The sequence below is a fragment of the Pseudomonas sp. T1.Ur genome, from assembly GCF_023516725.1.
GTDB classification, from domain to species: domain Bacteria; phylum Pseudomonadota; class Gammaproteobacteria; order Pseudomonadales; family Pseudomonadaceae; genus Aquipseudomonas; species Aquipseudomonas alvandae.
In genome coordinates this window covers 1,045,485-1,069,040 of the sequence record NZ_JAMGSN010000001.1, presented here as the reverse complement: position 1 = coordinate 1,069,040, position 23,556 = coordinate 1,045,485, and the positions used below count along the sequence as shown (strand labels likewise).

General features: G+C 59.5%; 21 protein-coding genes. All 21 read right to left on the bottom strand.

The features are described 5' to 3' along the window. Window positions 1–4: 4 nt before the first annotated feature. The 21 genes from fliG to M8Q45_RS04870 all read right to left on the bottom strand — a co-directional run bounded on the left by fliG (window position 5) and on the right by M8Q45_RS04870 (window position 23,544). Entirely contained in the window at window positions 5–1,024 is a 1,020-nt protein-coding gene (gene fliG, locus M8Q45_RS04970) for a flagellar motor switch protein FliG (protein WP_007958288.1), read from the bottom strand. Then, entirely contained in the window at window positions 1,017–2,801 is a 1,785-nt protein-coding gene (fliF, locus tag M8Q45_RS04965; RefSeq protein ID WP_249873799.1) for a flagellar basal-body MS-ring/collar protein FliF, read from the bottom strand. Before fliF ends, fliG begins: the two co-directional genes overlap by 8 nt. A gap of 15 nt (window positions 2,802–2,816) precedes the next feature. Beyond that, window positions 2,817–3,143 (bottom strand): flagellar hook-basal body complex protein FliE, encoded by a 327-nt coding sequence (gene fliE, locus M8Q45_RS04960; protein ID WP_003199082.1) that lies wholly within the window; start codon window positions 3,141–3,143, stop codon window positions 2,817–2,819. A 221-nt stretch (window positions 3,144–3,364) separates the two neighbouring features. After that, window positions 3,365–4,750, bottom strand: coding sequence for a sigma-54-dependent response regulator transcription factor FleR (gene fleR / locus M8Q45_RS04955; protein ID WP_249873798.1), 1,386 nt, complete (start codon window positions 4,748–4,750; stop codon window positions 3,365–3,367). 5 nt (window positions 4,751–4,755) lie between these two features. Continuing rightward, on the bottom strand, window positions 4,756–5,964 hold the full coding sequence (locus M8Q45_RS04950) for a sensor histidine kinase (protein WP_283939010.1): 1,209 nt from the start codon (window positions 5,962–5,964) through the stop codon (window positions 4,756–4,758). 110 nt (window positions 5,965–6,074) lie between these two features. Next, window positions 6,075–7,550 carry a sigma-54 dependent transcriptional regulator gene (locus M8Q45_RS04945; protein WP_030141088.1) on the bottom strand — a complete coding sequence of 492 codons (1,476 nt, stop codon included), beginning with the start codon at window positions 7,548–7,550 and terminating at the stop codon, window positions 6,075–6,077. A 173-nt stretch (window positions 7,551–7,723) separates the two neighbouring features. Then, window positions 7,724–8,020, bottom strand: a complete 297-nt coding sequence (fliT, locus tag M8Q45_RS04940) for a flagellar protein FliT (RefSeq protein ID WP_123342177.1) — start codon at window positions 8,018–8,020, stop codon at window positions 7,724–7,726. A gap of 11 nt (window positions 8,021–8,031) precedes the next feature. Beyond that, on the bottom strand, window positions 8,032–8,427 hold the full coding sequence (gene fliS / locus M8Q45_RS04935; RefSeq protein ID WP_030141090.1) for a flagellar export chaperone FliS: 396 nt from the start codon (window positions 8,425–8,427) through the stop codon (window positions 8,032–8,034). 130 nt (window positions 8,428–8,557) lie between these two features. Further along, on the bottom strand, window positions 8,558–9,991 hold the full coding sequence (fliD, locus tag M8Q45_RS04930; protein WP_249873797.1) for a flagellar filament capping protein FliD: 1,434 nt from the start codon (window positions 9,989–9,991) through the stop codon (window positions 8,558–8,560). Window positions 9,992–10,073: 82 nt separating this feature from the next. After that, window positions 10,074–10,439 (bottom strand): flagellar protein FlaG, encoded by a 366-nt coding sequence (locus M8Q45_RS04925; protein ID WP_249873796.1) that lies wholly within the window; start codon window positions 10,437–10,439, stop codon window positions 10,074–10,076. Window positions 10,440–10,511: 72 nt separating this feature from the next. Continuing rightward, window positions 10,512–11,363: a flagellin domain-containing protein gene (locus M8Q45_RS04920; protein WP_079305252.1), complete on the bottom strand. Its 852-nt coding sequence runs from the start codon at window positions 11,361–11,363 to the stop codon at window positions 10,512–10,514. Between the two features lie 253 nt (window positions 11,364–11,616). Next, the gene (locus M8Q45_RS04915; RefSeq protein WP_249873795.1) at window positions 11,617–11,886 is read right to left on the bottom strand and encodes a hypothetical protein; all 270 of its coding nucleotides are present in this window, start codon (window positions 11,884–11,886) and stop codon (window positions 11,617–11,619) included. Beyond that, window positions 11,883–13,175 (bottom strand): motility associated factor glycosyltransferase family protein, encoded by a 1,293-nt coding sequence (locus tag M8Q45_RS04910; RefSeq protein ID WP_249873794.1) that lies wholly within the window; start codon window positions 13,173–13,175, stop codon window positions 11,883–11,885. The genes M8Q45_RS04915 and M8Q45_RS04910 overlap by 4 nt, the downstream gene beginning before the upstream one ends. An 83-nt stretch (window positions 13,176–13,258) precedes the next feature. After that, window positions 13,259–14,185 carry a ketoacyl-ACP synthase III gene (locus M8Q45_RS04905; protein WP_030141096.1) on the bottom strand — a complete coding sequence of 309 codons (927 nt, stop codon included), beginning with the start codon at window positions 14,183–14,185 and terminating at the stop codon, window positions 13,259–13,261. Window positions 14,186–14,381: 196 nt separating this feature from the next. Then, window positions 14,382–15,434 carry a pseudaminic acid synthase gene (gene pseI, locus M8Q45_RS04900; protein WP_249873793.1) on the bottom strand — a complete coding sequence of 351 codons (1,053 nt, stop codon included), beginning with the start codon at window positions 15,432–15,434 and terminating at the stop codon, window positions 14,382–14,384. Further along, complete coding sequence (gene pseG / locus M8Q45_RS04895; protein WP_249873792.1) at window positions 15,427–16,932, bottom strand: UDP-2,4-diacetamido-2,4,6-trideoxy-beta-L-altropyranose hydrolase; 1,506 nt, start codon at window positions 16,930–16,932, stop codon at window positions 15,427–15,429. Before pseG ends, pseI begins: the two co-directional genes overlap by 8 nt. Then, window positions 16,929–17,630 carry a pseudaminic acid cytidylyltransferase gene (gene pseF, locus M8Q45_RS04890; RefSeq protein WP_249873791.1) on the bottom strand — a complete coding sequence of 234 codons (702 nt, stop codon included), beginning with the start codon at window positions 17,628–17,630 and terminating at the stop codon, window positions 16,929–16,931. The genes pseG and pseF overlap by 4 nt, the downstream gene beginning before the upstream one ends. Before the next feature lie 6 nt (window positions 17,631–17,636). Beyond that, entirely contained in the window at window positions 17,637–18,797 is a 1,161-nt protein-coding gene (pseC, locus tag M8Q45_RS04885) for a UDP-4-amino-4,6-dideoxy-N-acetyl-beta-L-altrosamine transaminase (protein WP_249873790.1), read from the bottom strand. Beyond that, on the bottom strand, window positions 18,794–19,795 hold the full coding sequence (gene pseB, locus M8Q45_RS04880; RefSeq protein WP_249873789.1) for a UDP-N-acetylglucosamine 4,6-dehydratase (inverting): 1,002 nt from the start codon (window positions 19,793–19,795) through the stop codon (window positions 18,794–18,796). Before pseB ends, pseC begins: the two co-directional genes overlap by 4 nt. Window positions 19,796–19,821: 26 nt before the next feature. After that, complete coding sequence (locus M8Q45_RS04875; RefSeq protein WP_249873788.1) at window positions 19,822–22,755, bottom strand: TIGR00180 family glycosyltransferase; 2,934 nt, start codon at window positions 22,753–22,755, stop codon at window positions 19,822–19,824. 51 nt (window positions 22,756–22,806) lie between these two features. Continuing rightward, the gene (locus tag M8Q45_RS04870) at window positions 22,807–23,544 is read right to left on the bottom strand and encodes a cephalosporin hydroxylase family protein (RefSeq protein ID WP_030141102.1); all 738 of its coding nucleotides are present in this window, start codon (window positions 23,542–23,544) and stop codon (window positions 22,807–22,809) included. Between the last annotated feature and the right edge of the window lie 12 nt (window positions 23,545–23,556).

Below are 23,556 nucleotides of genomic sequence, written 5' to 3'. Positions count from 1 at the left end.
GACCTTAGATCATCTCTTCGCCGCCCTTGCCACCGAGCACGATTTCTCCGGCTTCGGCCATACGGCGGGCGATGGTGAGGATTTCCTTCTGTGCGGTTTCCACGTCGCTGACACGCACCGGGCCCTTGGCCTCGAGGTCGTCGCGCAACAGTTCGGCCGCCCGTTTGGACATGTTCTTGAAGATTTTCTCCTTGACGCCTTCGTCCGAACCCTTGAGGGCCAGCACCAGAACGTCGGAGGACACTTCGCGCAACAGTGCCTGGATACCGCGGTCGTCGACATCGGCCAGGTTGTTGAACACGAACATGAGGTCTTCGATCTGACCGGACAGGTCTTCGTCGACTTCGCGGATCGAGTCCATCAATTGACCTTCGATCGAACTGTCGAGGAAGTTCATGATGTCCGCCGCGCGCTTGATACCGCCCAAGGTGGTGCGCGAAGCATTGGAGTTGCCCGAGAACTGCTTCTCGAGGATCTGGTTCAATTCCTTCAGGGCGGCCGGCTGTACGGTGTTCAGCGAGGACACGCGCAGGATGATGTCGAGGCGCACCTTATGGTCGAAGTTGCCCAGCACTTCGCCGGCCTGGTCCGGGTCGAGGTACGCCACCACGATCGCCTGGATCTGGGGGTGCTCGTAACGGATCACGTCGGCAACGGCACGCGGCTCCATCCACTTCAGGCTGTCCAGGCCGCTGGTGTTGCCACCGAGCAGGATCCGGTCGATCAGGCCGTTGGCCTTGTCCTCGCCCAGGGCCTGGGTGAGCATCTTGCGCACGTAGTCGTCGGAACCGACGCCCAGGCTGGTCTGGTCGCCGACGATGTCGACGAACTCGCTCATGACCTGCTCGACCTGTTCGCGGTGCACGTTGCCCATCTGGGCCATGGCCACGCCGACGCGCTGGACCTCCTTGGGCCCCATGTGCCGCAGCACTTGGGCGGCGTCGGTCGAACCCAGGGACAGCAGCAAGATCGCGGCTTTGTCGACCCGGGACAATTTGGCAACAGCGGCTCGATTATCACTCATCTGCGTTAATCCACTCTTTCACGACCTGGGCCACACGACCCGGATCCTCTGCCACCAGACTCTTGATGGCGTTCAACTGAGCGTCATAGCCTTCGCTCGGGCTTGGCAGCAGGATGCTCTGCGGCCCGCCGAGGCTGACGCGATCGTTGGCCAATTCGCCATCCAGGCCGCCCATGCCTCCCAGCTCTACATCGCCCAAGCCTGCCAACTGCTTGTTCTTGCCGCCACCGGTGATGTTGTTGAGCACCGGACGCAACACACCGAACACCAGTATCAGGATGAACAACACACCCAATACTTGCTTGACCACATCCCAGAACCAGGGTTGCGAATAAAACGGAATGTCGGCGATTTCTTCACCGCGCTCCAGGGAGAACGGCACGTTGATCACGCTGACGCTGTCGCCACGGCTGGCGTCGAAACCGACCGCGTCCTGTACCAGGCGAGTGAAGCGCGCCAATTCGTCAGCGGTCCATGGCGCACGGCTGGTTTCGCCATTGGCCGGGTTGACCTTGACCTGATCGTCCACCACCACGGCGACCGACAGGCGATTCAAACGGCCCTGTTGCTGCTTGGTGTGACTGATGGAACGGTCGAGCTCGAAGTTCTTGGTGGATTGTTGACGCTTGTCGGCCGGGTACGGCGCGAGCATCGGCTGGCCGGTGGCCGGGTCCATGATCTGTTGGCCATTGGCATCGATCAGCGGCTGGCCTGGCTGCACCATGCCTGCGGCGGCGGTGGCGCCACCGGTGGTTTGCGGCGCGCTGGCCGGCGATGGCGGCTGGTTGCTCAGGGCACCCGGCACGCCTTGCGGGCCATTGCTGGCGGTGCGCTGTTCGTTCACCGACTGCTCGCTGCGCAACGCCGGCTGATCCGGGTTGAACTGCTCGGAAGTCGATTCGACCGCGCTGAAATCCACATCCGCCGAGACTTCGGCCTTGTAGCGGCCATTGCCCAGGACGGGTTGCAGGATGTTATGCACACGCTGGGTCAGCATGCCTTCCATGCGGCGGCTGTAGTCGAATTGCTTGCCGGCCATGGTCAGTTCGGAATTTTCCGCCTGGTCGGAGAGCAGGTTGCCCTTCTGGTCGACCACGGTGATCTGCGACTTGCTCAGCTCGGGAACGCTGGTCGCCACCAGATTGATAATGGCCAGGACCTGGCCTGGCTCCAGGGAGCGGCCGGAATACAGTTCAACCAGGACCGACGCACTCGGCTTGCGCTCATCGCGCACGAAGACCGAGCTTTTCGGGATCGCCAGGTGCACACGGGCACCCTTGACGTTGTTGAGGCTGGAGATGGTGCGCGCCAGTTCGCCTTCCAGGCCGCGACGATAACGCGTCGCTTCCATGAATTGGCTGGTGCCCAGGCCCTGGTCCTTGTCGAGAATCTCGAAACCGATGTTGCCATCGGTCGGTGTCACGCCCGCGGCAGCGAGCTTGAGGCGCGCGCGCGCCACGTCGTCGGCCTTGACCAGCAAGGCGCCAGAGTTGGGTTCGACGGTGTAGGGAATGTCGGCAGAAGCCAGGGTTTCCATGACTTGCTTGGCATCCATGCCTTCCAGGCTACCGTACAACGGACGGTAGTCTGGCTGCTGGGACCACAACACGACGGCGAAACCAATCGCCACGCTGGCAGCCAGGCCGACCAACAGGCCAACCTGACGCAGCATGGTCATCTCGGAGAGGTTTTCCAGGAAAGACAGACCGAACAACGGCGGTTTGCCGTCTACCGGAGTGGCCTTGGCTGGAACGTTATCAACGGCTGCTTCTGCCATGACTCAATAGTTTCCTTAGACCGGCATCTGCATGATGTCTTGGTAGGCTTGAACCAGTTTGTTGCGTACCTGGGTCAACGCCTGAAACGAGACACTGGCTTTCTGCGAAGAGATCATTACGTCCGTCAGGTCGACGCCACTTTTGCCAATTTCAAAAGCACTGGCCAACTGGTTCGAAGCCTGCTGGGTATCGTTCACTTTATTGACGGCCTGACCGAGCATGTCGGAAAAGCTGCTGCCACCCACCTGGGGGACCGCGACCGATTTCGGCTGGGCCATGGCGTCCATTTGCATGGCCCGCATGTCCAACATCAATCGATTAAATTCAATACCTTGGCTCATGGTCTATTCTCTCTGGCGGCCCGCGTTTTTTTGACACTTACTCAGCGGGTACGTAGGTATTAGCAACAAGGGTGCCAGCTCGATGGCCGGCAGAAACAATTGCGCGCACCGCTCCACTGTGGAAGCGAGCTTGCTCGCGATGCCACCACATCCGACATCAACTTGACTGACCCACCGCTATCGCGAGCAAGCTCGCTCCCACAGGGATTGGTGGCGAATATTCAACTGGCGAAAAGGTAGGCCTCCACATCCATCCCCGCATCACGCATCTGCGCCAGCTTGTAGCGCAAGGTGCGAGGACTGATCCCGAGGCGTTCGGCCGCCTCCTTGCGACGACCGCGCTCGGCGCGCAGGGTGTCGATGATCATTTGGAATTCGCGACGACGAAGATCGTCCTCCAGCGCACCTGCGGACTCCATCGCTTCCACCGGCGGAACCACCGCTGGCGCGGGCTGCAAGACCGGCAACGGCGCACAAGCCACCGGCCCGGCCAGGCAAAAATCCTCAGGCTGGATCAAGCCGCCCTGCTGCAGGATCAAGGCCCGCTGGATGGCGTTATCCAGCTCACGGACATTGCCAGGCCAGGGATAAGCGATCAGGCAAGCCTGGGCTTCGGCGGACAGCCGCGCCGTCGCGTGCTTCATTTTATTGACGTGCTTGGCCAGCAGGCGCTCCGCCAGTGGCAGGATATCGGCGGTGCGCTCGCGCAACGGACGCCAGGCCAGCGGAAAAACCGATAGCCGATAATACAAATCTTCGCGGAAACGCCCCGCCGCCACTTCGCCCGCCAGGTCGCGGTTGGTGGTCGCGACCACGCGGATGTCCAGGCTGATGGGCTTGCGGGCGCCGACCCTTTCAACTTCACGCTCCTGCAACACCCGCAACAGCTTGGCCTGCAGGCCCAGGGGCATTTCTGAAATCTCATCGAGCAGGATGGTGCCGCCATCCGCCTGTTCGAACTTGCCGGCCTGGGCCGCGATGGCGCCGGTGAACGAGCCCTTCTCGTGCCCGAACAACGTCGCCTCAAGCATGTTGTCGGGAATCGCCGCGCAATTGATGGCAATGAACGGTTCATTGGCGCGACGGGATTGCTGATGGATATAGCGGGCCAACACTTCCTTGCCCGTACCCGACTCGCCGGAAATCAACACGGTTGAGTCACTGCGCGCCACCCGCGCGGCCAAGTCCAGCAACTGAGCACTGGCCGGCTCGATGGCCACCGGCCCTTCACCCTCGACTGCCGGGCTTCCCAGGGCATGACGCGCCACCAGGTCAAGCAGCGCCTTGGGCTCGAACGGCTTGACCAGGTAATCCGCCGCCCCTTGGCGCATGGCATCCACCGCACGCTCGACCGCACCGTGGGCGGTCATCAACAGGACTGGCAATTGAGGCTGGCGCGCACGCAGCAATCCGAGCAACTGGTGACCGTCCATGCCCGGCATGTTGACGTCGCTGACCACCAGGCTGAACGGCTCACGGGCGACAGCCAGCAGCGCCTCTTCCGCCGAACCGACGGCGGCATGATCATGCCCGGCCAACAGCAGCGTGTCGGTCAGCGCCTCGCGCAGCGCACGATCGTCCTCCACCAGCAAAACCTTGATCGCCATTGCCTTCACTCCACCCCTGGCGCACTGGAAAACAGCGGCAGGGCGATCAGCGCACAAGTGCCACGCCCCTGCCGCGAGCGCAGCAGCAATTCTCCCTGATGGGCACGCGCCACGGCCTTGACCACGGTCAGGCCCAAGCCTGTCCCAGTGGCCTTGGTGGTGAAAAACGGTTCGCCCAGGCGGGTCAACACCATTGGATCGATGCCACTGCCGCTGTCGCTGACACACAGGCGCAACGTGCTGCCACGGGTGTACAGATGCACCTTCAACCGAACGTCACCGCCGCTGGCCTGGATCGCATTTTCAATCAGGTTCAACACCGCGCCCACCAAGGTGTCACGGTTGCACAAGACCTCGCCCACATGGCTGTCGCACTGCCAGCGGATCGGCAGATCCTGCACATGGGTCAACGCCGCAGCCTGCAAGGATTGCAGCAATGCCTTGGGCGTTACGCGGTCGGTCAACGGCAACTCGCCGCGAGCGAACACCAGCATGTCGCGCACCTGGTGCTCCAGCTCATGCAGGCGCTCCTTCAAGCGGCCAGCAAAGCGTTGCTGGGTGTCCCTGGGCAATTGTTGTTCCGTCAGATGACTGGCGTAGAGCAACGCGGCGGACAGTGGGGTGCGGATCTGATGGGCCAGCGACGCCACCATCCGTCCAAGGGAAGACAGGCGCTCGTGGCGGGCAAGCTGGTCTTGCAGGTGACGGGTTTCAGTCAGGTCATTGAGCAGCACCAACTGCCCAGGCTCGGCATCCAGCGAACGGGTCGAGATAGAGAGACGCCGACCGTCCTTGAGGGAGATTTCGTGGCCATCGTCTTCGCGAGGAGCGAAACAGCGGGCGATAACGTGCCGCCAAAGCTCGCCCTCCAACGGCAGGCCGAGCAGCTCGCACGCCGCCGGGTTGGCTTCGCGCACGAAACCGTGTTCATCGATGACAATGACGCCGCCAGGCAAGAGGTCAAGAAGGTTTTGCAGCCGATTGGCCAGGCGTTCTTTTTCCGCCAGCTCCTGCATGCGCTGGGCACTGACCACCGCCAGCTCACCCTTGAGCTCGGTCACCCGGGCTTCAAGCAGGCTGTAGGAATCGGTCAACTGGCTGGACATCTGGTTAAACAGCGAAAACGCCTGTTCAAGTCCAAGCCGGCTAGCCTGTTCGGCGGACGGCATGTGTCCCGGCTCGGGGACAGGCGACATCAGGGCGGCTTGGGTCATCGTGCTCTCTCGCTTGGCTGACCGTCAGTTAAACGGAACGTTGCGAGGGCTGTAGCAATACCCGTGCCGAAAAAAAACCGCCTGAAAATCAGGCGGTTATAAAACAGGCGTCAATCATCCGCCTGTTCGTCTCCTTCGCGCCGGCTCATGCCGTACTTGCGCATCTTTTCCACCAGGGTCGTACGGCGGATACGCAGGCGTTCCGCCGCGCGGGCCACGATGCCGTTGGCATCGTCCAAGGCCTGCTGGATGAGGCCTTGTTCCAGGCCGCCCAAGTAGTCCTTGAGGTCCAGGCCTTCCGGCGGCAACAAGGCATTGCTGGTGAAATCCGGCGTATGGCCGTTGATCGCCACGCGCTCTTCCAGGTCGCTGCGCAGGCTGTCGACCATTTGCTCGTCTTCGTCATCGACGTAGCGGAATTTCTTCGGCAGCTCAGCGACGCCGATCACACCGTAGGGGTGCATGATCGCCATGCGCTCCACCAGGTTCGCCAGCTCGCGGACGTTGCCCGGCCAGCCATGGCGGCAGAGGGACATGATCGCCGCCGAGTTGAAGCGGATCGAACCGCGCTTCTCATGCTCCATGCGCGAGATCAATTCGTTCATCAGCAGCGGGATGTCTTCGACCCGCTCACGCAGCGGCGCCATTTCGATTGGGAACACGTTGAGGCGGTAATAGAGGTCTTCGCGGAAACTGCCGACCTCGATCATGCTCTCGAGATTCTTGTGGGTCGCGGCGATGATCCGCACGTCGACGCTCTGGGTCTTGTTGCTGCCCACACGCTCGAACGTGCGTTCTTGCAGCACCCGCAGCAGCTTGACCTGCATCGGCAGCGGCATGTCGCCGATCTCATCGAGGAACAGCGTACCGCCATTGGCCAGTTCGAAACGCCCGGCGCGGCTGGTGATTGCACCGGTAAACGCGCCCTTCTCATGGCCAAACAGTTCGCTTTCCAGCAGCTCGGCAGGAATCGCCCCGCAGTTGACCGGCACGAACGGCGCTTCGCGGCGCTTGGAATGGTAATGCAGGTTGCGCGCGACCACTTCCTTGCCGGTACCGGACTCGCCCAGGATCAGCACGCTGGCGTCGGTGTCGGCCACCTGCTGCATCATCTGGCGCACGTGCTGGATCGCACGGCTGGTGCCGACAAGGCTGCGGAAAAGATTGGGTTCGCGATGCCGACCGCGCTCACGGGCCTGGTCGTACATCTCGCGATAAACCTGGGCACGGTGCAGCGAATCGAGCAATTTGCTGTAGCTCGGTGGCATTTCCAAGGTGGAAAGTACCCGGCGACGCTGGTCCTCAGGCAAGTCAAGGGAAGAATTTTCGCCCATTAACAAAACTGGAAGGAACTCATCCCAGGTTGAGAGTGTCTTTAGCAAGCCCAAAAGCGATGCGGGAGCATTTACGGTCCCGATAAGGACACAAATGACTTCACGGCTGGACGACAAAGAGCCGACAGCCTGCTGCCAGTCATGGCTGCCGCAGGGCAAATTTTCTTCGCCAAGAAAATTCAGAATCACCGCCAGGTCACGGCGGCGGACGCTATCGTCATCGATCAGGAGAATTTTGGTTTCACGCCACATGCAATAGCAACTTCCCTAGTCAACTCAGTGCCCGAATTTGGGGGCAAGCTAGACGCTTGCAGACTTGTCATGCCTGTAGACGCCTGAAATCTGTAAACAGCCACTAGTTAAGTCAAAAAATCGTGCACAGTCAAATTTATGGCGCACTTTGTTCGGATTAAATGAAAATTAAATCATCCGAACAAGTGATAAACCTTCGCCGCGTTCTGTGCCTGATGAATCTGCGACATTTCATCGACGATTGCCTGACGCTCTCCCGTCGCCGCCTCCAGCAACTGCCGGTATACCCCCAGCAACTCCTCCAGGTTGTTACGCAACGCCGCCTCGTCCACCTCGGACTCGCTCAAGACGTCTTCCATGCAGGAACGGCACGCCAGGTCCAATTGACCGATGGCCTCCCAATTGCGTTCAGCCAAGGCGCCAACCAAGGCATCGCGGGTTTGTTCAATTCGCTGCAAGACAAGACTCATGAGCATATTCCTCAGAATTGCGGGCCAGCTGGCGCGATGCCGTCCCAGCCTTCCTTGACCGTGCGCAGCAGATCAGCGACTTCGTCGAGGATCTTCGGGTCAGTCTTGGCGTTGGCTTCGGCCAGGCGTTTCATCATGTAGGTGTAGAGCGCATCCAACTCGGCTACCGACTCGGCCTGGTTTTCCAGGTCCAGGCCTTCACGCAGGCCACCCACGATACCGATGGCCTTGCTGATCAGTACGCCTTTGTTGGCGATATCCTTGCGTTCCATAGCGCCCTTGGCCTGGGCGATACGGTCCAATCCACCTTCCATGAGCATCTGCACCAGACGATGGGGACTTGCTTCGGAGGTTTGCGCCTGGGCGCCAATCTTCTGGTATTGGCGAAGGGCTAACATCGGATTCATGTTCTACCTCATCAAAAACTTCGGTTCGTATAAACAGCGTATCGACGCTGCGTCAAAAAACTTTAGACCGAAAAAGCCGAAAGCCCGGAACGTCGCGAGACGCTGCCGGGCTTTTTTGCATCAATCGGAATCAGCTGTTTTTCTGCTGGGCCGTCATCGCTTCGAACATGGAAGTGATATTGCTGGCAGTGGCCTTCAGCTTACCGACCAGAGTGTCCATGTCGTTATACTTCTTAGTCAATACCGCCGTCAGCGTCTCGACCCGACGGTCCAGCGCCAGCTGGTCAGCGCTCAATTTCGCCTTGATGATGTCGAGATTCTTCGATCTCGTCGTCAAGATGCTATCGATTACCGTTTTCCCATCAGGCCCTGTCTTTTTTTCCGTGTAGGGTTTGAGTGCATTCTGCATGCGTTCGATCAAACCGTTCTCGCCGGTGAACAGAGTCTGGACCTCGCCACCCAACTGTTTGGTGTTCAGGGCTTCCGTAAACTTCACGCTGTTGAAGTCCAGGGCACCGGTCGTCTGGTTGGTCGTGATGCCCAACTGTGACAACACGGTCAACTTATCGCCCGCCCCCGCCTCAGACAACGGAGCACGAATGGCCGCCAGGAGCGAACGCGGCAAAGAGTCGCCCGTTAACGCGGCAGGGACTGAATTACCATCAGCATCCGTCGACGGTTTGGTCAACGATGTGACCGCCTTGGCAATAGCGTTATAAGCATCGACAAATTTTTGGATCGAAGCCTTCAAGCCGTCGGCGTTAGTGGCGACGGTGACCGTCGTCGGTCCGGAGCCGGCGACGAGCAATGTCATGTTCAAGCCCGAAATAACATTATCCAGCTTGTTGGTTGGGCTGGTCATCGACAGTCCATCAACCGTAAAGATTGCATCCTTGGCCAGGCCGATCGAGCCCGAAGAGGTTGCACTGGGCGTCCCCATCAACGTAGATCCGTCGGCAGCAAGACTGGCAATACCGCTGAGCGAAATATCGCTGCCGGCACCGGTCTTTGTCGAACCCACTACCAGGCGGGAACCAAAGTTGTCGGTGACGATGTTGGCGGTCAGGCCGCTGGAGGAATACTTGCTGTTTATCGCATCGCGAACCGACTGCAGCGTCCCGTCCGCCGGAACATCAATCGTGTAATCCTTGCCGCTCTGGCTGATCGTCAGCGTGCCCGCCCCTACGACACTGGAAGGACCACCCGCGAACGCGGCGGTAGCGACTTTTGATGACGTCGCCAACTGAGTGACGTTTACCGAGTAAGTACCGCTGACCGCCGAGTTGCTGGCCACTACTGTCAAGGCGCTGGTGTTGGCCGAAGTGGCAGCAACCCCGGTGAATTGAGGCGAGGTCGTGCTGCCCAGGCTTTCAAGTGCGGACTGAAAGGTAGCCAGCAGCGACTTCAGGGTACCGATCCCTGAAATATTGGCGGTGTTGGTCTTGGTGGCGCGGTCGATCTGACCTTGCTTGGCCGCTTTGTCAGAATCAACCAGTGCCTTGACGATAGCAGTGGTATCAAGGCCAGAGCCTAAACCCAAGCCAGGTAGAATTGGACTTGCCATGTGGGACTCCCTTCAGTGTGTCGCCGGCCTTTTGACCTTTACAACGCCCAAAAGAACATAACAACAGAATTCGTGCCGGTTGTCAGGCTTCTGCGCTGAACAACAAGCTGTTTGCATCATTCAAACTGTTGGCCAGTTTCAGAACTTCTTCGTTCGGGATCTGGCGAATCACTTCACCGGAACCACTGGCGATCACTTTGACCACTACTTTGCCTGAAGGCTCATCGATAGAGAACTCCAGGTTACGCTTGACCGACTGGACGAACTTCTCGATTTCCTGGACGGCTTTCTTCAGTTTGTCCTGCTCGGCAGCGGCATCCTTGGGGACTTCCTTGACCGGGGCTACCACAGCAACCTCGGCCCGAGGCTTCTCCACGGGCTTATCGGCCACACTGGGCGCCGGTTTCGCCGCCGGATAAGACAAGTTCAGCTTCACGCTCATATCCATGTCCATCACCTCTTGAACGGAAAAAGCGAGAGAGCACGCAAGCGCACTCCCCCGCTAAAACTCATCCGGCTATTACTGAAGCAGCTTCAGTACAGCGGATGGCAGTTGGTTGGCCTGGGCCAGAACCGAGGTGGAAGCCTGTTGCAGAGTCTGCTGCTTGGTCAGCTGGGCAGTTTCAGCAGCGAAGTCGGTGTCTTGTACGCGACCCAGTGCAGCAGCGGCGTTTTCGTTGATGTTCTGCAGGTTGGAGATGGTGCTGGTCAGACGGTTCTGGGCAGCACCGAGGTCCGCACGGCTGGCGTTGATGGTCGCCAGAGCAGCGTCGATCGCGTCGATTGCAGCAGAGGTGTTGGTTTCAGCTTCGGCGCTGTCCGCAGCACTGATCGCGATGGCACCAGAGTCAACGCTCAGGGTAGCAGCGTCGAAGCTGTCGCTCAGGGTCAGAGTGATCTGGTTGGTAGCACCAGTGTTGGAACCGACCTGGAAGGTCATGGTGCCAGCGGAACCGTCGATCAGGTTCTTGCCGTTGAGGTTGGTCGAATCAGCGATACGAGTCAGCTCGTCGGACATCTGAGCAAATTCTTTGTTCAGAGCATCACGGTCAGCTGTACCGTTGTTGTCGTTTCGTGCCTGTACGGCCAGTTCACGCATACGCTGCAGAATGTTGGTGGATTCCTGCAGAGCGCCTTCAGCGGTCTGAGCGATGGAGATACCGTCGTTGGCGTTCTTGATCGCAACAGTCTGACCGCGGATTTGCGAAGTCATACGAGTGGAGATCTGCAGGCCGGCGGCGTCGTCTTTGGCGCTGTTGATTTTCAGGCCGGACGACAGGCGGGTCATCGAAGTGGACAGAGCATCGGAAGCCTTGTTCAGGTTCTTCTGAACGTTCAACGATGTGACGTTAGTGTTTACTGTTAAAGCCATGACGAATTCCTCGTTGGTTGGGTACTGCGGCTTCCGGCCCTGGCAACCGCCGGGTGTGGCCTAGAGAACCTTCGTAATAGTTATCGTCGTATTCGGAACTTGCTTTAGCGGATTTTTCAAAAATTTTGCCATCAGGGTGCCACCCCTCGTAAATCAAGGACTTGGCTGCGATTAAAGGTTGAAAAAATGGCGTCAGGGAAACGCCGCTGACGTCGCTGGAAGCGCATGACAGCAGTGAAGCTGAGAAAAAAAGCTAGATGGACTGACCAGCGGTCAGCAGTTGGACCCACTCATACTCGAGATAATCAGCAAGCGAAATCCAGTTCTGCGCCTGTTGATCATCAAGCATCAGGGCAAGCAGCGCGCTCCACGACGAAGAGACCTCGCCTGGCATCCGTTCGACCAGGGGCTGCGCCGACTCGATCAGCGTGACCATCGCCAACCCCGCCTCAACGTCCCGCCCAAGGCGAAACAAGCGTGCGCACTCGCGGGCGTCATCGTTCACCTTTTCAAGCTCGGTCATTGCACATACTCCGGGTGGAAATCGGTGCCGACAATCATCGCCCCGTCCCGACTGCTGTTAAAGAAACGCACCTGGGGGTGGCCGGCGATAAAACGCTCCAGCTCGCAAAGATAGCTGCGGAAGTTGAGCTGGGTCTTGACTCGCCGACCATACCCGTCAAGCACCCAATGCCTGGACGCCCCCAGTTGCGGCCCCAGGTCACCATCGCCCCAACCTGCATGAGTCTTGTCATGGGGAAAGGCAAAATCGGCGCCGAAAAGCGTGACCTGCGCAGCGCCCATTTTCACCGCCAGGTCGACGGCCGGGTGAATCACGCTGCCGCCTACATGGAGTTCGGCCCGGCGCAGTTGCTCGCGCATCACCCGATAGACAGGACTTGATGAATACCCAGCGTAGCGCGCGCCCCGCCATGCTCGGATTACCGAAGGATCGGCCATTGGCAGATAGACCAACGCAATGTTGTCGGTGCTTTCAGGCGGAAGATGACGCGCCGAGATGCGCTGGTCGATGCTGACCACGATATCCGGGGCAATGCCATGGTCGATCAACGGTCGGTAGGCCGTATCGACACAAATCAACAAGGGTCGCTCGGCTTGCTTGCTCAGGTGATGCAATTTCTCGAAATGCCGCTCAAGACTGGGACCGGTGGCAATGATAAACGCCTCGCCCCCCTTCAAGTTGCCGAACAACTCGGCAACGTCACGATCTTCCTGCACAAGACTGAACGTCGATTGCAAGCGCTCGACAATCTCAGGGGACTGGGGATCGAACGCTTGGTTGGTGAAGTCCAGATGAATCTCACTGATCAATCGGTCACGAATCTTGGCGTTGTAATCATCGGCCAGCACCAACTCGGCGGGGAGTGCGAAAAATGGCAATTGGATTTCCGCCAGATCACCGGCGTAGAGCAACGCCACTCTCGGATCGGCAAGCCAGGGCGATTGATCCAGCAGTTGCAGGACCATCGCAAACACCGAACCGTTGAGGATATGCACAGACAACCGTTCAAGCCCGGTCCGCTCCAGCAAGCGACTCTGCAGATCCCCCAGCCCCGTGCCATAGACATGCACAATGGCAGCCTCCGGCGGCAAGCTGGCGGCTTGCAAGTCAGCCTCGGCGAGTCGGTCATGGCGACTGGTCAACTGAATGCCGTTGATGCTCAAGGTCGATCCAAGCCCCTCGACCAGATCCGCCTGCAACCCACCCACGTCCTCCAGCAGCAGACGCTCGGCCAAGGCCGGCCAACGCTGCTGGATCACCTGGAGGTTGCGCTCAAAGTACTCGCTCATGGCGTCTCGCTTTTGCATCAGGCAAAAAAATAGCGTTCAAGGTTACACCTTGGACGCTATTTTTGTGCCCGGGTTTTATCGGCTCACGGGCGATAGATGATCGCCGAGCCCCAGGACAGACCTACACCGAAACCACTCAATGCCACGCGCTTCCAGTCGGAATCGAGCACATGCTTCTCCAGCAGCAACGGAATGCTCGACGACACAGTGTTGCCGGTCTCGACCATGTCCTTGATGAACTTCTCCGGCTCGCCTTCGAAACGCCGCGCCACGGCATCAACGATCGCCGCGCTGCCCTGGTGAATGCAGAACGCATCGATGTCACTGGGTTGCAGATCGGAATCGGCCAACAGCTCATGCAAATGAGCCGGCACCTTGAGCAACGCGAAGTTGAACACCTGGCGCCCGTTCATGAAGAACACGCCATCACTGACCTTCAGGTGCGGCGCACCGGAACCGTCCGTGCCAAACTTGGCCTTGCCCAGTTGCCACGGCGCATCCTCGCCCATCCATGTAGCGGTGGCGGCGTCGCCGAACAGCATCGTGGTGTTGCGGTCTTCGGGGTCGACGATCTTCGAGTACGGGTCGGCGGTCACCAACAGGCCGTTCTTCAGCCCGGCGGCTTCCATGAAGCCCTTGATGGCGTAGATGCCGTAGACATAACCCGAGCAGCCCAGGGAAATATCGAACGCCGCTACGCTGGTGGGCAGGCCAAGCTTGTCCTGGACAATGGCCGCAGTGTGGGGCAAGCCTTCTTCATCGCCGTTCTGGGTGACGACGATCAGCACATCAATGGATTCGCGCTTCAGATCGGGATTGCTGGCAAACAGCGCATTGGCCGCTTCGACGCACAGATCCGAGGTTTCCTGGCCGTCATCCTTGCGTGGCAAGAAGGCGGAACCGATCTTGCCGAGGATGAATTCTTCATCCTTTTCGAATTTTGCACCTTGTGCGTAATTGTCCACGCCGGCTACAGGAACGTAGCTCGCAATGCTTTTTATGCCAATCATTACGGCTTCCCAATCAAAAACAGCCCAATACCACCGCTCGCAAGGAATCGAGGGGCGCCGACAATCGGGAAGTGTAAAGGGCTATCACTGGTCCTGATAAGGGCCAGGCGCCATCTTCCCGGTCAATACAATACAGTGAAGATGCGCGTTATGACTCGCAGGTCACGCTAAATTGCCGAATAAGCCCGATCAAAAGCTATTCCACTAATGCCCAGCACAGCGGCGTGCCGCGCTTGATAGTCTGCCGAGCGCGACGTCCCAGCAAGGAATCCAGGTGTTTCGGTGCCAGCCCAAGGCCTGGTCGGATGGCCCGTACGTTCTGCGATGTAAACGCTTCGCCGGGGGCGATGTCCTGCGTTGCATACAGTGAACGACGATAGATCAGGGATTTCTGCTCAGCCTCGGTTACGCCATAACGCACCTGCCCCATGGCCTGCCACGCACGCTCGGTTTCGATCACCAGGGCCGCCAGCTCCGCTGGCTCCAGGGAAAAACTGGCGTCCACACCACCTGCGGCACGGTCAAGGGTGAAGTGCTTTTCAACGACGGTGGCCCCTAGCGCCACCGCAGCCACGGACACGCCGACGCCCATGGAATGGTCCGACAATCCCACCTCGCAACCGAACAGTTCCCGCAGATGGGGAATGGTGCGCACGTTGCTGTTGGCCGGTGTCGCCGGATAGGTGCTGGTGCACTTGAGCAACACCAGGTCCTTGCAACCGGCCTCCCGGGCGGTGCGCACGGTTTCGTCAAGTTCGGCGATGCTGGCCATGCCGGTGGAGATAATCAACGGCTTGCCGGTTGCCGCGACCCGGCGAATCAGCGGCAAGTCGGTGTTTTCAAAACTGGCGATCTTGTAGGCGGGCACATCCAGGCTTTCGAGGAAATCCACAGCCGTTTCGTCAAACGGCGTCGAGAAGGCGAGCATGCCCAGCGCCTTGGCCCGGGCGAAAATCGGAGCGTGCCATTCCCACGGCGTATGGGCTTTTTCGTACAGATCGTAGAGGGATGTTCCAGCCCAAAGGCTGCCGGGATCCTTGATGAAGAACTCCCCTTCGCTCAGATCCAGCGTCATGGTATCGGCGGTATAGGTCTGCAGCTTCAAGGCGTGAGCGCCGGCCCGGGCGGCGGCTTCGACGATCTGCAAAGCCACCTCCAGGGATTGGTTATGGTTGCCGCTCATTTCGGCAATGATGAAAGGCGGTGCGTCAGCCCCGATGCTGCGCTGACCGATCTTGAAACTACTCATCAATTTCATCCTTCAATACGCGGGTAAACACGCATGTGCCCTGACTGAAACCTGCCTGGCGGAACAACGCCAGAGACGCTTGGTTAGCTGGCAGGATCTGAGCGGTAAAGCTGCGCAGTTGTGGCCAATGGGCGGTAGCAAACGCCTCGCCACGGGCCAGCAATGCCCTGCCCCACCCCAACCCCAGGCGGTTCTCGAACAGATAAATCGATACGAGGGCTTCACTGTCTTGCAAGTCGTAACGCAAGACGCCGACGGGTCCATCGGCCGCCTCGCCAACTAACAATAAACGCTGTGAATTGACCAGACTGGCTTGCAGCCATTGGCAATGACGATCCCAGTCGACAACCGAATGATCCAGCGATACGCGGCGCACGGCCTCGGCATTACGTCCCTCGAAAAGCAACCGGGCGTCGGCTTGCGTGGCCGGACGAACCCGCAACAAGGCGCCGGCCAGCGCGACGGCGACGCGTGAGGCGCCCAAGCGGTCGACCAATCGCCGGGAGTGCTCCGCCAGGCTCTGACGCAAGCACTGGTTATCCACGACGAACCCGATGGCCTGACGCAACTGTTCGACGGTGACAGTCTCTCTGGGCCCGAGGTAGACATGAGCACCGAACGTCGCCATGACGTCGCCGTTGGCCCGTTGATTGTTCGATACCGCGATACAGATCGTGGGCAAGCCCATGGCGGCCCGCTCCCAACTGGTTCCGCCCCCGGCCCCGATGAACAGATCGGCCTCCAGCATGAGCTGATGAAACTGACCAACAAAACTGTGCAATCGCCAATGAGGCCGACTCGCCGCCATCCGTTGCATTCGAGCCCAGGCCGGATTGTCCGCGCCCGCCACAAAATCCACTTCCAGCCCTGGATAATCCGCCAGTGCCAGCATCGCGTGATGGGTCTGCATAGCCGCATCAAACCCGCCAAAGTTGACGATCACGCGCTTGACCTTAGGCTTTATCTCAATTGCCTCACAGCGGAACTCCTCGCGCAACAACGCGTAACGCGGTCCCAGCAGCGTCCGGCAATGCTCGGGCAGCAATCCTTCGTACACCGCTTGAGTGCCCGACAGATTCTGATTGAGCAACAGGTCGACGCTGTAAGTCCGCGTCGCCAGGTCATCCACCGCCATGATCCTTGGCGCGAAGCGCCGGGCAGCCGTCTGCCAATGATGGTCCAGGCCATAGTGGTCAACGATGATCCAGTCGAACCCGGGCCGATCGGCCAACACGTGTTCCAACGCTTCGATATCCGCTTGCCAGGGGAGCAACGATTCGATGGCCTGTTGCGGATCTTCCCCGGGATATGAGTCCGGCAGGGAGAGCGTCTCGAAACCTTCGGCCTCCAGAGCCTGCAGACGATGCCCGGCGAGCAAGCGACAGGCAAATGCGACGTGCGCGCCCTGCCTGCGCAATTCCCGCGCCAGGGTCAGGCAACGGGCGATGTGCCCGCTGCCGATGGTTGGCGAAGCGTCGGCGCGGATCAGCACCTTCATTGCAATTCACCGCCCGCTTTCAACGCTGCATAGAGGTACTCGGCGCGCTTCCAATCTTCGGCGGTATCGATGTCTTGCACCAAATGACGAGGGAGCACCACCGGCAGGCTTTTCGACGAAAACAGCACATCGCCTCGCAACCAGGCATCCCGGCGCCCCCAGTAGAATTGGCCGGCATCCTGAAAGGCTTCGGCCAGGTCCTGGGAGCGGGTGTCGCGAAACTGCGGATACAGCGGCGTCAACGCGCCCTGCTCGTCCAGCGTCAAGGCACGCTGTACGGGAAAACCGAAACTGCTCACGGAAAATGCGAATGACTTGTCTGGATGCCCGCGCAGCACGTCAAAACCCTCACGCAGAAACCGCGCTTGCAGCAGGGGTGCCGTGGCATAGATGCAGCAGGCAAAATCGAATGAGTGCTCACGTAGCTCACCCAGGGCGTGAACCATCACAGCCGCCGTCCCGGTAAAATCATCCGCCAACGCGGCCGGTCGCAAGAATGGCACTTGCGCACCGTGAGCTTGCGCCAGTTGGGCAATTTCTTCGTCATCGGTACTGACGATCACCTCGTTGAACAGACCCGAGTCCAACGCTGTGCGAATCGAGCGGGCAATCATCGGCACGCCATCGAACGGCTTCAGGTTCTTGCGAGGAATACGCTTGCTGCCGCCACGGGCGGGAATGATCGCGATTGCGCTCACGCGTCGTTACTCCTCAAGCAATCGTTGCAGTTGCCCGACCACATAGTCCTGCTGTTCATCGCTGAGGGAAGGAAACATCGGCAAGCTGATGGCCTCGGCGTAATAACGCTCAGCCTGTGGATAGTCTCCAGGGGCAAATCCCAGGTCGCGGTAATACGGCTGCAGGTGGACCGGTATGTAGTGCAGGTTCACGCCAATCCCTGCAGCACGCAAGCCTTCGAAGACCTGACGATGACTGAGGGAGATCTCATCGAGCCGCAAGCGGACTACGTATAGATGCCAGGCCGACTCGGCGTCGGCTTGCAAGCCGGGCAAGGTCAGGGGCAAACCACCTAGCAACCGATCATAGCGCGCCGCCAGTTCACGACGCCGGGCAATGAACCCATCGAGCTTGTTCAGCTGGGAGAGCCCCAGAGCCGCTTGAAGATCCGTGATGCGGTAATTGAAACCCAACTCCACCTGCTGATAGTACCAAGGCCCATGGCTGGGCTCGGTCATCTGCCCGGCGTCACGGGTCATCCCATGGCTGCGCAGGCGTTGTAGACGCTGCGCCAACTCCGGGCGATTGGTGAGGATCATCCCGCCTTCGGCGCTGGTGATGATTTTCACCGGGTGGAAACTGAACACCGTCATGTCGGCAAATTCGCCACACCCCACCGGCCTACCAGCATAAGACGCACCCACCGCGTGAGAGGCGTCTTCAATGACCGTGAAACCGTAACGCTCGGACAAGCGACCAATCGCGCGCATGTCACAGCTTTGCCCGGAGAACGCTACCGCCACCAACACCTTGGGGAGGGTCCCGTCACGCTCGGCCTGTTCAAGCTTTGCGGCCAGGGCAACGGCGTCTAGGTTCCAGGTCAGCGGATCGATATCGACGAAATCCACCTGCGCGCCACAGTAGCGGCCGCAATTGGCCGAGGCCAGAAAGGTGTTGGGCGTGGTCCACAAACGGTCCCCCCGCCCAAGCCCCGCCGCCAGGCAAGCGATGTGCAACGCGGCGGTCGCATTGCACACAGCCACGGCATGGCCCGCCTGGCAGCGGCGAGCCATGGCCTGCTCAAAACGCTCGATCGCCGGCCCTTGCGTCAGCCAATCGGACTGCAACACGGTCACCACCGCATCGATGTCAGCCTGATCGAGGCTTTGCCGACCGTAAGGAATCATACCGACAGCCGGGCGTGCAGATCAGCGATCTGCTCCACCGACAAAAAGTGCGGATTGGTGTCGGAGCGATACTCGAAGTCCTCCGCGACGGGCCTGCCTCGTTCACCCAGGTTATCCACAGCAAAATCCACGTCCACACTGGTGAAGCGAATCGATGGCTGGATCGTGTAGTGATCGGCGAACTCGATCGTCATGCGCGCATCATCCAGCGGCACCATCAACTCATGAAGCTTTTCACCGGGCCGAATGCCGACGTTCTTATGAGGCAGGTGCCCAGCCATGCCCGACGCCAGGTCGACGATGCGAATCGATGGAATCTTCGGCACGAATACCTCGCCGCCGTGCATGCGGGCGAAACTGTCCAGCACGAACTGCACGCCGTGATCGAGGGTGATCCAGAAGCGGGTCATGCGTTCATCGGTGATTGGTAGCTCCGTCGCGCCCTCAGCGATCAGCTTGCTGAAGAACGGCACCACAGAGCCTCGCGAACCGGCGACGTTGCCGTAGCGAACCACGGCGAAGCGGGTCTGCTGTTCCCCCGCAATGTTGTTGGCCGCCACGAATAACTTATCCGACAGCAACTTGGTCGCGCCGTAGAGATTGATTGGGCTGGCCGCTTTGTCAGTGGACAGCGCAACGACTTTTTTCACGCCGTTGTCGATGGCCGCCGCGATGATGTTCTCTGCGCCGTTGACGTTGGTGCGAATGCATTCGGTGGGATTGTATTCCGCTGCGGGCACCTGCTTGAGCGCCGCCGCATGCACCACGTAATCAATCCCGCGCATGGCCTGGCGCAAACGGTCGCCGTCGCGCACGTCTCCCAGGAAATAACGCATGCACGGGGCATTGAAGGTTTGTTGCATCTCGTACTGCTTGAGTTCGTCGCGGGAAAACACCACCACGCGCTTGGGCTGGTATTGCTCCAGCAACCGGCGGATGAAGTTGCGCCCGAACGAACCGGTGCCGCCTGAGATGAAAATCGATTTACCGTTGAACATATCCTGATTCCTTTTGCCTGGCAGGCTTACGCCAGCAACCGCGCCCAATCGACAGCCGTGGCAGTACCCAGCGCAAAACCGGTGCCGGTCAAGGCCAGGTTCGGGTTACGGGCCGCGTCATGGTCGAAGCGCGCCTGCCACTTGCTGCGCAAGGCCTCGACCGCCTCCGGCACATCGGGGAACGTACCGGCGTGCAGCATCTGCGCCTGGGGTGTCCAGGCCGTGAGATAACCCGCGTCGGCGGCTTTCAGGCAAAGGTCGACGTCGGCAAAAGCCTCGGCAAAATGTTCTTCGTCCAGTCCGCCTACGGCTTCGAACAAGTCCTTGCGGATCATCAGGCAAACACCGGATACCGCCGAGTAGTTCTGTTCCGCCTGATGACCATTGAGATAACCCTTGGCGTCCTTGCGTTCGCCAACGAACACCGAGGCCACCTCGCCATCGGGCTTGAGCACCAGGCCAGCCTGGGTGGTAATGCCGCGAATGTCCATCTGCTTGCTGCCGACGATCCCCACCTCCGGACGCTGGGCCTGGTTGAGCAGGCTGTCGAGCCAATTGGCGTTGATCACTTGAGCCTCGGCCGACAAAAATACCAGGTACTCGCCCTTGGCCTGGGCAGTTGCCCAGTTATTCAGGGCCGACGTGCTGAGGCGCTGATCGCTGCGCAGGATATGAATCCGGTCGCCCTTGCCTTCCAGGCTGTCGAGCCACTGGGCTATTGCTTCGGACTGGCTATGGTTATCGGCGATCAGAATTTCATGGCGATGATAACGGGTGCGCTGCAGGACGCTGACCAGCGCCTGTTGGATCTGTTCGAAGTTGTCCCGGCTTTCGAGAATGATCGATACCAACGGCCGCTCGGCATGCTGATAGTCGATTTGATAGGTCAGCGGTTGCGCCGAAGTGACCTGGGCACGATAGCCTCGGGCCGCCAGGTGGCGTGTCAGGACTTGACGCTCCTGGGCATTTTCCTCTTGCGCCGGGGCGTTGCAGATCAGCAACGGCTCGGACAGGTGCGCCAGGCCGGCAAGCCCGGCGTCTTCGATCAGGCGCAACAGCACGTCCAATTCCAGGGCCTGGGTGTATTCAGGTGTAAATCCGCGCACCTGTACCAGCACCTCACGACGAATCAGCCAATGCCGCGCCATCAGCGAAGGCACCGATTGCAGGAAGTCGAGATTGACGCCAGGGCGGAACACATCGACCAGGCTGCCGTCGGCCTTGCGCTGGATTTCGTCCATGGCCACGGCACGCACGCCATCGGCGCCAATCAATTCGAGGCTGGCACGTAGCAGGCCGTTTTGGGTGAACTGGTCACCAGCCTCGACCAGCACCATCCAGTCGGCGGAGGATTGCCCGATAATCTGGTTGATGCGCTCGACATAGTTGGTAGCGCTGACTTTGACGAAATGAACGGTGTCGCGCACGGTGGTGGTCGCCGGCAGGTCGCCGGTGGTGAAGACCACCACGTTGAACGCCTTGCAGTGGCCGTTGACCAGGCTGTCGAAGGTCGCCTGCAGCTTGAACATGTCAGCGTCCAGGTCCAGCAGCAGGATGCCGAACCGCGGGCCGCCTTGATGCTCGGCCAGGTGAGCCGCGATGGACTTGAGCTGCTGCGCATCTGGACTACGCGTCTCAAGCCAATTCAACAAACGGCCGGAGTGCATGTTTTCCAGCAACCGGCGATCCTGCTGGCCTGGCACCGAGTCAAGACGCTCGGCCCAGGCCTGGAATTTCACTGCCTCATCAGGCTCATCGCTGCTTTTCAACGACTCGGCCAGGCGCTTGACCACGGTGCGGTTGAACGCATACAGACCTTGGGCTTCCCATAGACGGCTGCGTAGGGTGCGTTCGTTATCGTTGGGTTGCACACGCATCAATTCATGCTGGCGCAGCAGGATGCCTTCCAACTGCTGGAGCTGAAGGCGACCGGCTGGCATGGCGTGCAGCAGGAATTCAAACTGGGTCAGCAGATCGAACACCTTTTGATTATAAAATGGCATTTCGACAAACTGCTGTGGGCCAAACGAACGTATCGGCTCGCCCCCAGCTTCCAGCCAGGCCGAACGAATGATCTGCGTTCCCTTGAGCGAACGCCCTTGCTGCAAGCAGTCGGCCATGGCCGCAAAACTGTCCAAAGCGATCTGCTTGATGCGCTCTGGAGCCTGCTCGCTGAGCTGGGTAGGCACGGATGCCAGGAACTCGGCGAACTGCTCACGCTCGGCGACGCTTTTGGCGTCTTTGTAGCTCAGCACCGTCAGCACGTTGGTGTTGTGTTCGGAACCGCCGTAGTTGAGTTCGCGCACAGCGAACGGAATCGGCAGGATCCGTGCCTTGGCGCAAGCTAGCAGGTAAAAAGTATGGCCGATTTCCTGCCACTCGAAACTGGTGCCTGGCGGCAGCATGCCGTACCACTGCTGCAACAGGTCAGTGCGGGTCACGGCATAGAACGGCGGCAGGAACTGATCCATGAAACGGATCACACGGTCCTCGGCCAGTTCGCTGTCGTAGTCCTCGTGCACCTTGCGGTCACGGCGGAAATAGCAGACTTCGGTCGCGCAGGACAAATACATGATGCCGTAGCCGTGGCAAAGGCCGTAGTCGGGGTTGGCTTCGAGAAACTCCACCGACTCGGTCAAGGCATCATGCAAAAGGAAATCGTCATCGGCGGCGAACACCATATAAGGCGTTTTGACCTGGTTGACACCATAGGTCAATTTTTCCTGCAGCCCTTTGTAGGTGAACTGAGGCAAGTGGCGGTAATCGACCGACGGAAAATCCTCGGCGATCTGATCATCCCGCTCCACTGACGAATCCAACACCAGCACCGAGCACGGATAGCTGCTGTAGTAATGCAATGTGCGGCGCAGGAATGCGCTGCGGTTGTGGGAGATGACCACCACGGTGAACCGCTCGCCCAGCGGTGCCACGTTGTTTTGAAGCGTATTTCGAACCTGCATATTTCCTAGTCCCCACAACCTGCCAGACGCTAATGACTTGAAACGGATGGATTAACGAACCCGACGCAGATAGCCATCCGGTGCAACGGTGATCAGCAGCTTGTTCTGCAGTTGCTGGTCGATTTCGAAACCGTCGTTTTCCTCGAGGTATTTCCACACCGCGGTTTTCGGGTTGTCGCCCGGGCCCCAAGGGCGATCCGGGAAGAAGTCCGCCGGCATGTCTTCCACCACCGTGTCCATCACCACGCAATAGCTGCCCACCGAAACCAGCGGCGCGTACAGACGCAGCTCTTCGAGCACGTGGTCATGGGTGTGGTTGGAATCGAGTACCAGGATGACTTTCTTGCCTTTGGCTGCTGCATGCACCTGCTCGGCAATGGCCGGATCGATGCTCGAACCTTCGATCATCGAGATACGCTTGCTCATCGGATGGCTCTCGATTGCTTCGCGATTGTGCGGGCGGATATCCAGGTCGATGCCCAGTACTTCGCCGTGGCCTTGCAACTCCAGCAACGAAGCGTAATAGATGATCGAACCGCCGTGGGCGATACCGCATTCAATGATCAGGTCAGGCTTGATCTGCCAGATCAACTCCTGCATGGCCATCATGTCTTGCGGCAGTTGGATGATCGGCCGCCCCATCCACGAAAAATGGTAGCTGTACTTGTGGCGGGCCGATTCGTTGAAAAACTCCTTGGCCAGGCCGACCAGTTTCTGATCTTGGCCTTGCCCGGCGATTTCGGTCTGGCATTGGGCTTCGAAAGCTTTATGGATAGTGTTGTCGGTCATTTTTCGAATCTC